We start from the raw sequence: 16045 nt of genomic DNA on the forward strand, positions 1-16045 counted from the left end.
TCCATGTTTGTAGAATTGATCGCCACCGTTTTTGCCGGGATCGGCTGTGCGGGCCTTGTCATGGTGCTGAACATCGCATTGGGCAAGCGCTTGCCCAAGTGGCTGATGCCCGTCGCGGCGGGGGCCGGGATGATCGGCATGACCATTTCCAACGAATACACGTGGTTCGGACGCACGGCAGAGCGGCTGCCCAAAGGTGTCGAGATTGCGATGACGGTGGATGAGCAGAGCTGGCTGCGACCCTGGACGCAAGCCTACCCGTATACAAAACGGTTTGTGGCGGTGGACATGGCGAACCTGCGCCGGAACGAGGCACAGCCGGATCAGCGCTTGGTGGATTTGTACTTTTTTGGGCGCTGGTCGCCTGTGAACCAGATGCCCCTGTTGCTGGATTGTGCCGAAGCGCGGTCGGCGATTCTGATCGATGGTGCGGATTTTTCGGCTGATGGTGCGGTTGTCGATGCAGACTGGCAGGCGATGCCCGGCGATGATCCAATCCTGACGATGGTGTGCGAGACCTGACATGTTGACGCGCCTTTCCCTGCGCTTGCGCATTTTCCTGTTTTTCTGCCTTGTGGCGGCAGGCGGGGCAGGGCTGGCGGCAGGGGCGCTGTACTTTGGATGGGTGCGCGCCGAGCCCACATTGCCGACCGGACCATTCGTGACGGCCTTTGTTGTCTTCGCATTTCTCAACACCGGGTTGGCTCTCGTGATCTGGCTTTTGTTCGATGAGAATGTTGCCAAGCCGATCAACACGCTTGCTGCCAACTTGAGGCTGCGGGCACATTCAGGTGTTGAGGGAGAGTTGGATGTGGATGCGGCTCGTTACCTTGGGGATCTTGCTCCGGCTGCGCAGGCCGTATCGCACACGCTTAGCTCACGCGTCATGGACACAGCATCCGCCGTGGCGCACAAGACTGCGCGACTGCAGGCAGAGGCCGAACGTCTGACCGCTCTTTTGACCGAGATTCCGGTTGCCACGATCATGGTGAACGAGCGTATGGGGATCGTCCTGTACGACGGGCAGGCAGCGGACATCTTGTCTGGCATTGCGCCCCCGCGCCTCAAAGCACCTTTGGTTGACTACTTCTATGCGGCTGATCTGGGGCGGGCGAAGTCCACGCTGAACCAGATGGGGGGCGAGGTGGCCTTTGACCTACGGGACAAGGACGCAAAAACGACATTTATGGCGAAGCTGAAGCCGCTGGATGGGGCAGGGTACATGCTGCTGATCGACATGCCCGAGGTGCCCTTGAAGCCCGAGGCGGCGCGCCCGCTGGTCTATGACTTTGATCTCTTGAATGCCGGTGACGGCGTAGACATGCAGGACACGGCGTTGTCCGAGCTGTGTTTTGTGGCGTTTGATTCCGAAACAACGGGTCTGTCCACTGACAAGGACGACGTGGTGCAGTTGGGGGCGGTACGTGTTTTGAACGGACGGATTGTCGAAGGCGAAGTGCTTGACAGTTATGTCGATCCTGGCCGTCCGATACCCCCTGCATCGACGGCGGTGCACCGTGTGTCGGATGCCCATGTCGTAGGGGCGCCAGATTTCGCCACGGCGGGCCGTGCGTTGCATGGGTTCTGCCATGATGCGGTTCTGGTCGCGCATAACGCCCCATTTGATCTGGCGTTTTTGCGCCGTGCCGAGGGAGGGATGGGTGTGACATGGGATCATCCCGTTCTGGACACCGTCCTTTTGTCCGCGATTGTCTTCGGTACGACCGAAGAACACACGCTGGATGCGCTATGTGACCGCCTTGAGATCATCATACCGTCCGAACTGCGACACACGGCCTTGGGCGATGCGCAAGTGACTGCGGAAGCATTGGTCAAGCTGATCCCGCTTCTGGAAGGAAAAGGGCTGCGTAGGCTTTCGGATGTGATTGCAGAAAGCAAAAAGCATGGAAGGCTGCTGCAGGATTTGAACTGATGCATCTCTTGCGTCGGACCATTTTGCCCCTTTATACTACTGAGTAGCAATGGGAGACATGCCATGTCTGTGAAAGCCTCTGTATCGATCACGGATCAACAGGATGAGTTTACCCGCCGATTGGTTGCGGATGGGCAATATGCCAGCGTTAGCGCGGTTGTGCAGCGCGGTCTTGAACTCGTCCGGTCCGAGAAAGAGCGTGAAGCGGCAGAGCTGGCCGCGCTACAGGCCTTTTTCGCCGAGCGGGCGGCAGGCCCATTTGTGGCGGCGGATGAGGGACGCGCCCGAACCGAGGATATGATTGCGGCCAAAACTCGTGCCCACAGGGTTTAAGGTTCTCCGCAGCGCAGCTTGTGACGCGGATATCGAAGTCATCTTTGATCATCTGTTCCAATCATACCGCGATCTTGGCGAGCCGATTGATGATGCTATAAATCGTGCGGCCAGTCGCGTGCGCGGTGTCGAGGATGCACTAGCCGGTCTGGGCGATGTGCCGTTCCAGGGCACGCTGGTGCCGCAGATCATGGATGGGCTGCGGCATGTGACCAAGGATAGCGCCGTCTTCTACTTTATTTCGGACGCGGAACGGATGGAGGTGCGCGTTCTGGGTATCTTTTTTGGTGGTCAAAACCATCGGTCGCACATCCTGCAACGGATTGTGAAAAACAGCCTGTAAGCTTAATTATGTTAATTTATAAGCAGTCAGCACCTTGATTTCGCATAGAGTTGCGGAAGATCGCCTGATTGTATCCAGGATGTAGGGCATCGGATGCTGTTCATCTGGCGTTCATCTTTGGTAGTGGCTAACGTTCATCCACAAATGCAACTTACTACTGCTTTTGGGGCATACCCTGCATGTAACGCGGGTAGTATCGGGCATAGAATGGTGTACAGAACCAGCAAGCACGCAGATGGCGGTCACGCCATTGCTGCGGCGGACGTATCGGTTCGCCCGCGCAGGCTTCCAAAGAGCCTGCTCTTTGCGCTTGTTGTCAGTTTCGCATCGTCTTCGGCGGCACTTTGTCAATCGGCGAGTTTCCGATCTGTGGACACTAATTCCGACGGAATGCTCAGCTTTGATGAATTGGTGGCGGCCTTTGGGCGCGACGGCGCCAGACAGCTGATGCGAACCAATGACCACAACGGTGACAACAGAATCACCATTGGTGAGATTCGCAGAGGCGCGCGCGACGAACCCGAAGAGGGAACAAGCCGCCGTGGTTCAGATGCCGACGACAACGATGATGATGATGACGACGACGATGATCGGGATGAAAGAGACGATGATGATGACAATGGCGGCGGCAGCGACGGGGGAGGTGGAGACGGCGGCGGTGACGATGGAGGTGGAGACGATGGTGACAATGATGACTAGGGTGAGAATCCCCCAGCCATTGATTGCGGATACGCTGATCCGGTGAACGCCACCGTTCATCTTGCGTTCATCCACATTTCCGGCAGCGGTTCATTTGTCTGCCGGACAGCCATCATCCGGGTCGGCGAAACAAAGGTCATTCAAACGCTACACTACGGAGCAAACCAATGACCAAGATTTATCCTTTGACCCCCGCCCTCTGCGAGATCGCGAAATGGGCGTTCACAACGCGGCGCGTTGATCGCAGCGACGTCCGGGGTCTGTCCGTCAGTTTTCAGACAGCCAAGGCCGGTGATCTGATGCTGTGCGAAATCGTCGAGATCGGCCAACACAAGAAACTGCAACTGGCAGAGCGACGTGTTTCGCTAAGCTACCCCGGAGATCTGGTCGTCGTGTGTCTGGGTGACCGTTATGCGCCTGATCAGTTCCTGGCGAGTGCCATCATCGACGACGATCTGATCGACTTGGTTGCGGGCGGCGGTGTTGCCGGACGCATTGATGCCGCACATGACTTTATGGACGATGCCACCCGGTTGAAGCCTTTGGGTCTTTTAACCGGCGAACACGGTCGCGTGATGAATGTCGCGGACTATGCACTGCCGCCTCTGCCAGCCAATGACCGCGTGACGGTGATTGGGGTTTTCGGTGCCTCGATGAACTCGGGTAAGACCACCGCCGCCTCAAGCCTCGCCCATGGGCTTATGCGGTCCGGGTATTCGGTGGCAGGTGTCAAAGCCACCGGTACGGGTGCCTTTGGTGACTTCAACAGTTTTGAGGATGGTGGTGCCCCTGCGCTCGACTTTACCGACGTTGGCATGGCGACCACCTTCCGTAGGCCGCTTGAGCAGATCGAACAGGGTTTTGACACGCTGGTCAGTACGGCAGCCGCGCGCGGTGCCGAAGTGGTTGTCGTCGAAATTGCGGACGGTGTGTTTCAACAGGAAACGCGTGACATCCTGAAGGCCTCGCATATCCGCGATCGTCTGGATGGTATCCTATTTGCTGCCCCCGATGCGCTGAGTGCACTGGGTGGCGTGATGGTACTTGAACGCCTGCAGCTTACGCCATTTGCAATATCGGGAATGGTGAGCTGCTCTCCGCTTGCAACCGCAGAAGCGGCCGAGGTGACCGGCTTGCCCATTCTGTCACGCGAAGATCTGTGGTCGCCAGAGGCGATTGCGCTGCATGTCGCACCATTGATGCGCCGGGACCATCAAGGTGTGGCGGCATGACCTCCCTGCCGTCAATTGCCACTCAGGACCGCGTCATCGATGCGGTCCTGATCATATCGTGCGCCATTGTTCAGGCGATCGCGCTTGCCGTGGGTGCTTTTGCAACACGGGACGCTTTCATGGCGCTTCATTCACAACAGTCATTGCCCATGCAGACAGTTGCTGAATTAGGGGCCGCCGGACTGCTTGCAGCGTTGTGCCATTTGTTTGCACGCAGGCGTGCGGAGGCTTTGGGGCAGAGCTATGCGATTGCACTTCGCCGGACACTCTATTCCCAGATCGCCCGCCTTCCGAAAGCGCGTCACGAGGAGCGTCGGGTCGGCGCGTTGTCCCTTCGCTTTGTTGGTGACCTGGCTGCTGCCCGCCTTTGGTTCGGACGCGGTTTGCCTGATGTATTGTCTGCCATTGTCGTCTTGCCCGGTGCCATGTGGATCCTGTTCAGCCTCAATCCCACCCTCGCCGGAACAGGGCTTGTCCCCCTTGGCGTTGCGTTGGCGATCATGTGCATCACAGCCTGGCATCTGGAACAGCGCCACCGCAAGCTGAGAAAGCGTCGTGCCAATATTGCTATTTCGATGATCGAACGCATTGCGATTGCCCCCGAACTGGATCTTATGGGACGCACAAACAAGGAGCTGCGCGCCCTTGATGAGAAGGGTGCCGCTTTGAAAGGTGATGCGGTGTCTCGCCGTGGGCGGACCGCTGGGCTCCAAACCTTGCTTAAGGTCGGGACGGCATTGTCCGGGCTTCTCATGCTTTGGCTGGCCGGTCAGAATGGTCTTGCACCCGCAACTGCCGCGGCATGCATGTCGGTCCTCGCCATTGTTGCGCTGCCGCTGCAGGACCTTGCTGCATCTTGGGACCGCTATTGCGCGTGGCGTGTCGCACGGGAAAAGGCACAAAGGTTGTTGGACGAACCGACAGTCAAACGGCGGTCAAAACCCAAGAGCGAGCCGATCTCGGTCACTTTGGAAGGCCAGGTAGACGGACAGCCTGTCAGTTTCTCTGCTGGTGCTGGAAAGGTCACTCATTTGAGAGGCTCGTATGCCCGCCTATGCGCGCGTGTGATCGCGGGTCTGGATACGCACGGCGCGGTCGATCTCCGTTTCGGCAGTCAAACACGTTCGCCAAAGATCAGCTACATCGGTGACGAGCATGTCGGTCTGCAAGGCAGCCTGAGAAGGTCCGTGACCCTTGGTGCACCAAAGCGCCCAACGGACGGCGTGATCCAACAAGCCCTTGCTGCATTTGACTTGAATGAGGTGTTGCGTGCACCCGACGGCCTTGATCAACGCCTTGCAGAGAATGGAAGGAACCTGACCGCTGCGCAAACGTTGCGCTTGGACCTTGCGCGCGCGGTCCTTGGGCAGGCTGATGTCATCATCATTTCATCTCTACGCTGGGCCGCAGACCCGGACCGGGACATGCTTCTGGACACGCTGCGACACCTGACCCGGGCAACCGTTATACTCGCGGAGCCAACAAACACTTGCACTGCTACTTCGTACTGAAGGGACTATCAGATGCGCTCTACCACCCTTTTTGGCGTATACGCCGCCGTTATTGTTTTACTCTTGGGCGCATTTGCCGGCCTGACGCTTTACAGTGTGGAAAAAGCGCGCTGGTGGGATGCGCGTACACAGTTGGCTCAGGAATCCCGGGCCCTTCACCTGCGGCTTGAGGCCGATGTCTATCGGTTGTTCAAACAACATGGTGACGCGCTTCTGATTGGCAATCGCGATGGCGGTGAACTGGAAACGGAACTGCGTGAGAAAATTGCCAAAACTCTTGTCGAGATTCGGAAAACCATCGGGCGAGAAATCCAATTGATTGGAGACGAGGAGATCGAGGAACTCGATCTTCTGAATGAAATTGAAGAGGAAATACAGTCGATCAATGCGGCCATCGCGACTCTGACGGAGTCGGGTGATCCAGTTGAAACCTTCCTACAGATCGAACGTTTGGCGGCCTTGCTGGATGACGACATCGATATTGAACTGGACCGCAAGATACAGGCCGCAGTCGATGAAGAGTTGGAGGAAGTACAGGAGGTTCTGGCAGATGCCGATGCCTTCCGCACGTGGAATGAGCGGTTTGTATATGGTCTGCTCTTTGTGCTGATTGGTTTGCTGATCGTCGGTGCAGTTTCATTCAATGGTCAGATCCGGCTGCCACTCATTCGTTTGCAACAGAGCATCAATCGACTGCGCAATGCGGATTATTCCGGATCTGTCCAGCTGGGGGGCAGCCGTGAATTTCGTGAACTGGGCGTCATCCTGAACAGTATGGGTGAGGCTGTGGCGAAACGGGAGGCCAGCCGTGCAGAACAGAAAGCACAGCTCGAGGAACTGGTCGCCGCGCGTACGGCCGAACTTCAGAAAATGATCGACAAGCTGGAGTTGGGTGAAGAAAACCGAAAACGGTTGATGGCTGACATAAGCCACGAACTTCGCACACCGCTTGCCATTATTCTGGGTGAGGCTGATGTCACACTGCGTACATCCAGCGGTCTGAGTGACGACGTGTCTGATACACTTGCCCGTATCCGGGAATCTGCAAAGCACACGAACCAGATCGTGGACGATATGCTGACCGTTGCGCGCCATGAGGCGGGTCAGTTGCGTCTCGATCTTGCCGACACTGATCTGAGAAAAGTTATTCATGATGCGGTGTTGATGTTCCCCGGTTCGGTTCAGATCAACGAAGGCGATCAACCGGTGTCGGCATCTGTCGATCCTGTTCGGCTACGCCAGTCTATCCTTGCCCTTTTGCAGAACGCCCGGCGGTACGGCGGACCGTCAATTTCCGTTTCACTGGAGGATGGTACAAAGAATTATAGGATAGCGGTCGAGGATGATGGCCCAGGCCTTGATCCCGCCGAGAAAGAGCGGGCCTTCAACCGGTTCTTCCGTGGGTCCAATGCATCCGGTCAAGGGATTGAGGGCAGCGGCTTGGGCCTTCCAGTCGTCAAGTCCATCGTCGAAGCGCATGGCGGCAAGGTGGATCTTGCGGATCGGTCAGGCGGTGGGTTGCGGGTTGTCATTGCGCTACCAAAACAGCCCCGACCTCGCGAAGTGACTGCCCAAACTTCGCGCAATTCCGCCTAAACACGAAGCGGAGATTTGGATTATTCAACACAGAACGATAGCTGATGTCATGGGCCGGTTTCAGTCCCTGACACGAATTGAATTTGGGTGGAGCCAATTATGAACATCCTTCTTGTCGAAGATGAAAACCGCGTTGCAGACTTTATTCGGCGCGGATTATCCGCCGAAGGCTGGTCCGTTGACCATGCCGCTGACGGGGAAGAAGCGCTCGAACACGCAGCGTCCAACACATATGATGTCATCCTGCTTGACCTGATGCTTCCGGGCATTCAGGGGCAGGACGTGTGTCGCAAATTGCGCGCACGCAAGTCAAAAACCCCGATTTTGATGCTGACGGCACTCGATAGTCCGGAAGAGAAAGTCGAGGGTTTGAAAATTGGTGCCGATGATTATCTGCCCAAGCCCTTTGACTTTGATGAGCTCATTGCCCGTGTTGAAGCGCTTCATCGTCGGGCGACCAACTATGCGGTAGATGCCAGCGATACAGTTGTCACAAGTGGCTCACTCACCTTCGACCGTGAATCCTTGCAGGTCTGCATCAATGGCGAAGAGATCGAAATGTCAAAGAAGGAGCGTGATTTGCTCCTGCTTTTTTTGACCAATCCAGGTCGCGTTCTGTCGCGCGAGCGGATTTTGAACGCGGTCTGGGGGCTGAACGCTGACCCGCTGACCAACGTGGTTGATGTATATGTGGGGCGCCTTCGTCGCAAGATTGGCGACGAGGGTTCGCGGATCGTGACCCTGCGCAATGTCGGATACCGAATGAACTGAGCGGTATGGGTCAGGCTTGTCTGCATAGTGAAGACTCAAGCGCGAGCGGTGCCTGCTGTGGGTGCCTTTTCGCAGCAGTGCAGCACGTACGCGGCTTTGAACCGGCGCTGTGATCTAGTGACTGAGAACCTGATCAAGGAACGTCTTGGTGCGACCGCTTTTGGGGGCGCTGAAGAAGCTTTCGGGATCACCCTCTTCAATGATTTCGCCTGCATCCATAAATATCACACGGTCGGCGACCTTGCGCGCAAAGCCCATTTCGTGCGTGACGCAGATCATCGTCATGCCTTCCTGGGCTAGCGTAACCATCACATCCAGGACTTCACCGATCATCTCCGGATCAAGCGCCGATGTTGGTTCATCAAACAACAGGATTTCGGGTTTCATGCACAGCGCGCGAGCGATGGCGACACGTTGCTGCTGACCACCTGACAATTGTCCGGGAAACTTCTCGGCCTGATTGGCGATCTGAACCTTTGACAGATAACCCATGGCTGTCTCTTCGGCTTCTTCGCGGGAGATTTTGCGCGCTAGCATTGGTGCCAACGTGCAGTTGTCCAGGATGCTCAGATGCGGGAACAGGTTGAAATGCTGAAAGCACATCCCGACTTCGCGCCGCATTTCCTCAATGTTCGGTGCGTCTGCGCTGATTTCCTCCCCGTTGATCATGATTTGGCCGGACTGGTGTTCTTCCAACTGGTTGATCGTGCGGATCATTGTGGATTTGCCGGACCCGGATGGTCCACACACAACGATTTTTTCGCCCTTCATCACCCTCAGGTCGACGTCTCTTAGTGCGTGATAGGTGCCGTACCACTTGTTGACTTGCTTCATTTCGACAGCTGGCTGCATGACTATCTCCCTTGGGTCAGTCTTTTATGGCTGCGGTTACGATGATTTCGACTTTCAGAACGTCGCGTGCCAGTTTGGCTTCGCCACAGGCGCGCGCGGGGGCGTGCCCCTTAGGCACCCACGCATCCCAAACGGCATTCATCTCCACAAAGTCGGCCATATCGGCGAGCCAAATTACGGTTTGCAGGATATGCTCGCGATCAGAACCCGCCTCGGCCAACAACGTATCGACACGCGACAGGCAATCGGCGGTTTGTTCCGCAACGCTGTCCCCTGCCCCGACTTGGCCGCACAGATAGGCAACGCCGTTGTGCTTGACGATCTTGCTCATGCGGTCAGAGGTGTGGAGCCGTTCAATCATGCCTTATCCAATCAGGTTGCGCGCGTTCAAAGCGTCGGTGATTTCGGTCAGGATCGCAGGGTCATCGATTGCGGCAGGCTGTTTGTAGTCCGCAGCATCCGCAATCTTTTGCATTGTTCCGCGCAGCACCTTGCCCGACCGTGTTTTGGGCAGGCGGATCACGGGGACAGCTGTTTTGAATGCAGCCACGGCACCGATCCTGGCGCGCACCAGTTTTACCAGTTCCTGCTCAAGCTCTACCACGTCGCGGTTGACGCCATCGTTGGTAACGTAGAAGCCAAGCGGCATCTGCCCCTTGAGCGTATCGGCCTTGCCGACAACTGCACATTCGGCAATATCGGGATGGCTGGCGATGACCTCTTCCATGGCACCTGTCGACAGGCGGTGGCCCGCGACATTGATGATGTCATCGGTGCGCGCCATTATGAAGACATAGCCGTCTTCATCAATGATGCCTGCGTCCGAGGTGGCATAGAAGCCCGGGAACTCATCCATGTAGGAGGATAGGAAGCGTTCAGGTGCATTCCACAACGTCGGGAAGCCAGAGGGCGGCAGCGGCAGTTTGCACACGATGTTGCCAAGCGTGCCTGGGGGGACCGGGTTGCCTTCGTCATCCAGGACCCGGATGTCGTAGCCTGGCATGGGTTTTCCGGGTGAGCCAAGCTTGATCGGAAAGGCACCAAGCCCCACCGGGTTACCGGACATGGCCCAGCCGGTTTCAGTTTGCCACCAGTGGTCAATCACAGGCCGATCCAGTTTCTCTTGCGCCCATTCGATGGTCGCGGGATCCGACCGCTCACCGGCCAGAAACAGTGTCCGAAAATGGCTAAGGTCGTAGTCAGCGATCAGCGCCCCGGTCGGGTCTTCCTTCTTGATGGCGCGGAAAGCCGTCGGCGCGGTGAAAAGGGCCGCCACCTTGTGATCCTGGATGACGCGCCAGAAGGCACCCGCATCGGGCGTACCTACCGGCTTGCCCTCGTACATCACCGTGGCACAGCCGTGCAGCAGTGGCCCGTAGCAGATATATGAATGACCCACGACCCAACCCACGTCCGAAGCGGCCCAGAAGACCTCGCCCGGCGTGAGGCCGTAATGGTGTTCCATCGTCCATTTCAGGGCGACCATGTGACCGCCGGTGTCACGGACCACGCCCTTGGGTTGGCCGGTCGTGCCAGAGGTATAAAGGATGTATGCCGGGTCTGTGGCTGCAACCGGGATGCATTCGGTGCCTTGCCCTGCGTTCACGGCCGCATCGACCTGCTCCTCATAGTCAAGATCGTACCCCGGCGTTAGTTCGCAGCGGTGCACGTCGCGTTGCAGGACAAGGCAAGCCTCTGGCTTAGCCGTTGCAATCTTAATGGCTTCATCCAGCAGCGGCTTATAAGCTACAACCCGTCCCGGCTCGATCCCGCAGGACGCTGAGATGATCGCTTTGGGTGCTGCGTCGTCGATCCGCGTGGCGAGTTCGTTGGCTGCAAAACCACCGAACACGACCGAGTGGATCGCGCCCAGTCGCGCGCAGGCCAGCATGGCAAACACGGCCTCGGGCACCATCGGCATGTAGATGATCACCCGGTCGCCCATGGTCACGCCCATGCCGCGCAGGACATACGCCAAGGCACTCACGCGATCCGTCATTTCGCTGAATGTGAAACGGGACACGCTGTCCGTCACCGGGCTGTCATGCACCAGGGCCAATCGATCGCCATGTCCTGCCTCGACATGCCGGTCGAGGCAGTTGTAGCAGGTGTTGCACATCGCCCCGTCGAACCAACGCCCATAGACACCAAGATGAGGGTTAAACACTGAAGTTGCTGGTTCGAACCAGTCGATGCCCTCCGCCGCCTTGCCCCAGAAAGCAACCGGATCATCCCGCCATGCGGCGTAGGTTTCAGCGTAGCGGGAAGACATCGTCAGGGCCTCAGCACGTGTAGTTCAGGCCAAGGCGTCCACCATCAACATAGATGGTCTCGCCCGTGACATAGCTGGATTTCGGAGAGCACAGGAACGCGACCACATCGCCGATTTCCCGGGCGCTGCCCGCGCGGCCCAGCGGTGTGCGAGACATGGCCGTTTTGAAGGCCTCGGGGTTGGCGTTCACACCTGCCATCATTTCAGTGTCGATAGAGCCGGGGCCCACGGCATTGACGCGGATGTTGTGCTTGGCCAAGGCAAGCGCTGCAACCTTGGTCAATTGCATGACGCCCCCTTTGGACGCGCAGTAGGCCGGGATCGCGGGAATCGCCACCTGGGCGTTAATCGAAGACATGTTGACGATTGCGCCTTGGATACCCTTGTCCACCATGGTTCGCGCTGCACGTTGCGTTGCCACGAACACGCCGCGCAGATTGACGCCAAGAACTGTATCGAACGCGTCGAGCTCGTAGCTGAGGAAATCACCTGGCATGGCGATGCCTGCGTTGTTTACCAATGCACTGACGGGGCCGTGTTCGGCTTCGATGGTGTCAAACAGTGCGCTGATCGCATCCACGTCACCAAAATCGCAAATATACCCTGCTCCGCCCAGCCGCTCTGCCTCGGCCTTCACGGTATCCTTGATGTCGGCCAGGATGACTTTGTAGCCGTCTTCAGCGAGCGCTTCGGCGCAGGCCAGTCCGATCCCTTGTGCGGCGCCGGAAATCAAAGCGATGGGTGTGTCTGTCATGGTCAACGATCCTATGTCTATTCGTATCCGTAGTCGGATTTCGCTTGTTCGGGTGTGATCAGACCGGCTGCAATGTCAGCTGCAACCTGGCTCTTGTCACGGTTGGATGGCGCACCGTAGCCGCCTCCACCGGGTAGGCTCAACCTTAGACGCTGACCGTTCTTGATCAACTGGCGACCTTTCGAGCGCAGCGCGGTCCCATCCGACAATTCAACACGCCCAAGAGCGCCAGGATTGCCGCCGTCGCGGCCACGCGCGGCGTTGTGCACGCGGTCGAACATCGCATTGAAATAGAAATCGTACCTGTCGCGCGGCTCGATCTCGATGGTTTGTCCTAAGCCCCCTCGGAGTGCGCCTGCACCGCCTGACCCTGCGCGTAGATCCTTCCGCCAGACGGTGATCGGGCCGACATGTTCGGTTGCTTCTACGCTCATGGTCGATACGCCGGACGGAAAGGCGGTGGCCGACAAACCGTCATGCGCGGGCCGTGCCCCTGTGCCACCCGAGTTGAACATCAGCACTTCGCGATTTGGCAGATTGCTGCTTGGGTCGCTGGCGCGGGCTGAAATCTGAATGTTCCAGAGGGCGGAGGCTCCTTCAGCCGGAACGGTGTTGGGCATCGCCTTGTGTAGTGCGCCCAGTACGACATCCGGCACCAGATGTCCCATCACGTGTCGTACCGACACCGGTGCGGGGCGCTTTGCTGCCAGAATACAGCCTTCGGGGGCAGTGATCTGGAACGGCTCAAGTGAGCCGGTGTTGTTCGGGACCTGCGGGGCAATCGCACATTTCAAACCGTAGCAGGCATAGGCGCGGGTATAGACCTCGGGGCAGTTCACGCCGAACTTGCTCATGCCCGATGTGCCCGCGAAATCGGCCAGCAGCGTATCGTCCTTGATGTCCAACCTTACTTCCATGTGGACCGGAGCATCGTAACCATCGACCTGCATGGTGTGGGTGAAGCTGCCGTCGGCGACTTTGGTGATTGCTTCGTGCGTGGCCTTGCGGCTTGTGTCGATGATAAAGTCGGACAGGCCATCGATATTGTCGATGCCGAACTCGTCCAGCATGGCCTGCAAGCGCCGGTCGCCCGCCTCGTTGCAGGCGGCCAGCGAGTAGATATCGCCAACCGTCTGATCCGGTGTGCGGACATTGGCCCGGATCAGGCGCAACAGATCCTTGGAGACCTGACCACGCTCGGCAAACTTCATGATCGGGATCAGCAGACCCTCTTCATAGACCTCGTTCCCGTCCGGCCCAAAACCACGCCCGCCGATATCCACGACATGCGCCGTGCAGGCGAAGTAGCCGATATGCGTCCCCTTGCGGAACACGGGTGAAACGATGGTGATGTCGTGCAGGTGTCCTGTCCCCAACCAGGGGTCGTTGGTGATCACCACATCCCCTGCGAACATGTCCTGCGCGCCGATCTCGGCCACGAAGTGGGTCACACTCTCGGCCATGGCGTTCACGTGTCCGGGTGTCCCTGTGACCGCTTGCGCGATCATTCGGCCCTGTCGGTCGAACAGGCCAGCCGATAGGTCGCCGGCCTCGCGGACAGAGGTGGAAAAGGCGGTGCGGATCAGCGTTGTCGCCTGTTCCTCGACCACTGCGATCAGGCGGTTCCACATGATCTGAAAGTCGATGCTGCTGGGGGTGCTCATGCGGCGTCCTCCTTGCGCAGAAGAAGCAGACTTCCATCCCCCTGCCCTATCACTTTGTAGGCTGATGTGACGATGGTGGTGGTTTCACGCTCGACAACAATGGCGGGGCCGTCGATGGTCATTCCGGGTGTGAGCGCCTCGCGTGCGACTTCCTGTGCTTCGACAGTTTTTCGTTTGGCGGCGTCATAGAATGTCCTACTACGCAGCGCGTTGGCCCCGGCACCATTTGAGTGGCGCTCTGCTCTGGCGACCGCAGGCAACACGGTTGAGACAATCAACGACCAGTTTGTTATTTCACAGGCCAGCCCGTCAATTGTCCGACCAAAGAGCGTGCGATAGGCGTCCTCAAATGCAGCGAGGATCAAAGTGCTGTCGGACTCTTCAAACACCTTATGCGGGAGCGGTACGGGTATCTCCCATCCCTGCCCCGAATACCGCATGAAGGCGGTGAGCTTGGTTTCGGTCTCCTGACCTTTGGCACCGGCATCGACAAAGGCGCGCGCCTCGGCCTCCAGTTCCTGCAGCATGGTGTTGACTGCATCGGCGTCGAATGTCGACAATCGCTGGAACATCCCGCGCGAGGCTTCGTAGCTGAACGGTGCCTTCAAGAACCCGATGGCCGAGCCAACACCGGCCCCCGGTGGGATCAAAAGGGCCTTAATGCCCAGTTTCTCGCAGAGGCGGCATGCGTGCAGGGGTGCGCCACCGCCGAAGCCGATCATTGTGAAGTGTTCGATATCGCGACCATTCTCGACCGTGTGGACGCGTGCGGCGTTGGCCATGTTTTCGTCGACCATCTCGGTCACGCCGAAGGCCGCGTCCTGTACGCTAAGCCCGGTCGTTTCGGTCAGGCGCGACGCAACGGCCTTGTCAGATGCATCGGGGTGCAATGGAATTGCACCGCCGGCAAAATTCTCGGGGTCCAGACGACCCAGCAGCAGGTTGGAATCCGTGACTGTCGGTTGCTGTCCACCTCGCCCATAGCACGCTGGTCCGGGTTCGGAGGCTGCGGATTTTGGGCCGACCTGGATACGGCCCATCGCGTCGATGGAGGCGATGGATCCGCCACCTGCGCCAATCTCGACCATCTCGACCACCGGGGTCGAGACGGTCATGCCGGACCCCTTTTTGAAGCGATAAGTGCGCGCGACCTCGAATGTGTTGGCGGTTTTCGGCGCCCCGTCTTCGATCAAACAGATCTTGGCTGTCGTGCCGCCCATGTCGAAGCTCAGCACCTTGTCCAGCCCATGGGCCCGTGCGTAGTCGGCGGCGAAGATCGCACCGCCGGCAGGCCCGGATTCGAGCAGACGCACCGGCTGTTCAGCGGCATCTTCGACCGACATCAAGCCACCGCCCGAGTGCAGCATGAAGACCGGCGCGCCGACGCCTGCGTCTTTGAGCCGCTGCACAAGGCGGCCCAGATAGTCTGCGACCTGTGGCTGCACATAGGCATTTGCAATGACGGTGTTGAAGCGTGGAAGCTCTCGCATCTGCGGGGAAATCACGGACGAGATCGAAATCGACAGGTCGGGCTCTGCTGCGCGCAGCGCCTCTGCCATCTGCACTTCGTGCGCGTCGTTGGCATAGGAATGTATCAAACCAATGGCGACAGCGTCATAGTCACCTGCTGTGATCGTCTGCACCATCTGCTCAACTTCGTCTCGGTCCAAAGGAAGCAGCACTTCACCGGATGGGCCCATCCGTTCGTTCAAGGTGAGCCGGTGTTGTCGCGCCACCAATGGTATAGGAAGTGTCAGGTTGAGGTCATATTGTTCAAACCGGTTCTCGGACCGCATTTCGATCACGTCCCTGAACCCTTCGGTTGTGATAAAGGCCAGCTTTGCGCCCCGACGCTCAATCAGGGCGTTGGTGACCAGCGTGGTGCCGTGAATGACCTGTTCAATCGCACCCAGATCAATCCCTGCCTGATCGGCAGCAAGCTGAATGCCGTCCAGAATCGCCTGTTCCGGCTGCGCGTAGTTGGTCAGAACCTTGCATGTCGAGAGACCGCCCGCGTGCGCAAGTGCAACATCCGTAAAGGTCCCGCCAATATCAACGCCGACGCGGGTCTTGAAATTCGTCATG

General features: G+C 58.2%; 15 protein-coding genes and 1 pseudogene. 9 read left to right on the top strand and 7 right to left on the bottom strand.

What is annotated here, in order from left to right; genetic code table 11:
* The first annotated feature begins 3 nt into the window (after positions 1–3).
* From AC53L6_RS22915 to AC53L6_RS22935, 5 genes and pseudogenes are all read left to right on the top strand, one after another.
* Positions 4–522, top strand: coding sequence for a hypothetical protein (locus AC53L6_RS22915; RefSeq protein WP_496909521.1), 519 nt, complete (start codon positions 4–6; stop codon positions 520–522).
* Position 523: 1 nt separating this feature from the next.
* Positions 524–1933 (top strand): 3'-5' exonuclease, encoded by a 1410-nt coding sequence (locus tag AC53L6_RS22920; protein ID WP_496909522.1) that lies wholly within the window; start codon positions 524–526, stop codon positions 1931–1933.
* A gap of 63 nt (positions 1934–1996) precedes the next feature.
* Entirely contained in the window at positions 1997–2266 is a 270-nt protein-coding gene (locus AC53L6_RS22925; protein WP_299210004.1) for a ribbon-helix-helix domain-containing protein, read from the top strand.
* Positions 2250–2609: a type II toxin-antitoxin system RelE/ParE family toxin gene (locus tag AC53L6_RS22930; protein ID WP_496909523.1), complete on the top strand. Its 360-nt coding sequence runs from the start codon at positions 2250–2252 to the stop codon at positions 2607–2609. The genes AC53L6_RS22925 and AC53L6_RS22930 overlap by 17 nt, the downstream gene beginning before the upstream one ends.
* 207 nt (positions 2610–2816) lie before the next feature.
* Positions 2817–3023 (top strand): annotated as a pseudogene (locus AC53L6_RS22935) (EF-hand domain-containing protein); the annotation flags it as partial.
* Positions 3024–3155: 132 nt separating this feature from the next.
* On the opposite strand, the gene AC53L6_RS22940 reads toward AC53L6_RS22935, so the two are convergent.
* Positions 3156–3383 (bottom strand): hypothetical protein, encoded by a 228-nt coding sequence (locus tag AC53L6_RS22940; RefSeq protein ID WP_496909562.1) that lies wholly within the window; start codon positions 3381–3383, stop codon positions 3156–3158.
* Positions 3384–3475: 92 nt separating this feature from the next.
* On the opposite strand from AC53L6_RS22940, the gene AC53L6_RS22945 reads away from it, so the two are divergent.
* From AC53L6_RS22945 to AC53L6_RS22960, 4 genes are all read left to right on the top strand, one after another.
* Positions 3476–4540, top strand: a complete 1065-nt coding sequence (locus tag AC53L6_RS22945) for a P-loop NTPase family protein (protein WP_299707200.1) — start codon at positions 3476–3478, stop codon at positions 4538–4540.
* Positions 4537–6051 (top strand): ABC transporter transmembrane domain-containing protein, encoded by a 1515-nt coding sequence (locus tag AC53L6_RS22950; protein ID WP_496909524.1) that lies wholly within the window; start codon positions 4537–4539, stop codon positions 6049–6051. Before AC53L6_RS22945 ends, AC53L6_RS22950 begins: the two co-directional genes overlap by 4 nt.
* Positions 6052–6063: 12 nt before the next feature.
* Positions 6064–7647, top strand: coding sequence for a sensor histidine kinase (locus tag AC53L6_RS22955; RefSeq protein ID WP_299707189.1), 1584 nt, complete (start codon positions 6064–6066; stop codon positions 7645–7647).
* 99 nt (positions 7648–7746) lie between these two features.
* On the top strand, positions 7747–8418 hold the full coding sequence (locus AC53L6_RS22960; protein WP_299750734.1) for a response regulator transcription factor: 672 nt from the start codon (positions 7747–7749) through the stop codon (positions 8416–8418).
* A gap of 114 nt (positions 8419–8532) precedes the next feature.
* Here the strand turns inward: AC53L6_RS22960 and AC53L6_RS22965 are convergent, their stop codons facing one another.
* From AC53L6_RS22965 to AC53L6_RS22990, 6 genes are read right to left on the bottom strand one after another with little or no spacing between them, the layout of a single operon-like run.
* Positions 8533–9270, bottom strand: a complete 738-nt coding sequence (locus tag AC53L6_RS22965; protein ID WP_299606467.1) for an amino acid ABC transporter ATP-binding protein — start codon at positions 9268–9270, stop codon at positions 8533–8535.
* A gap of 16 nt (positions 9271–9286) precedes the next feature.
* On the bottom strand, positions 9287–9631 hold the full coding sequence (locus AC53L6_RS22970; RefSeq protein ID WP_496909525.1) for a RidA family protein: 345 nt from the start codon (positions 9629–9631) through the stop codon (positions 9287–9289).
* 3 nt (positions 9632–9634) lie between these two features.
* A complete protein-coding gene (locus AC53L6_RS22975; RefSeq protein ID WP_496909526.1) occupies positions 9635–11542 on the bottom strand; it encodes a propionyl-CoA synthetase in 1908 nt (635 codons plus the stop codon).
* 10 nt (positions 11543–11552) lie between these two features.
* Positions 11553–12296 carry an SDR family NAD(P)-dependent oxidoreductase gene (locus tag AC53L6_RS22980; protein WP_496909527.1) on the bottom strand — a complete coding sequence of 248 codons (744 nt, stop codon included), beginning with the start codon at positions 12294–12296 and terminating at the stop codon, positions 11553–11555.
* 17 nt (positions 12297–12313) lie between these two features.
* Entirely contained in the window at positions 12314–13960 is a 1647-nt protein-coding gene (locus tag AC53L6_RS22985) for a hydantoinase B/oxoprolinase family protein (protein ID WP_496909528.1), read from the bottom strand.
* On the bottom strand, positions 13957–16044 hold the full coding sequence (locus tag AC53L6_RS22990) for a hydantoinase/oxoprolinase family protein (RefSeq protein WP_496909529.1): 2088 nt from the start codon (positions 16042–16044) through the stop codon (positions 13957–13959). Before AC53L6_RS22990 ends, AC53L6_RS22985 begins: the two co-directional genes overlap by 4 nt.
* Between the last annotated feature and the right edge of the window lies 1 nt (position 16045).

The sequence above is a fragment of the Tateyamaria sp. LSS28 genome (assembly GCF_059611725.1).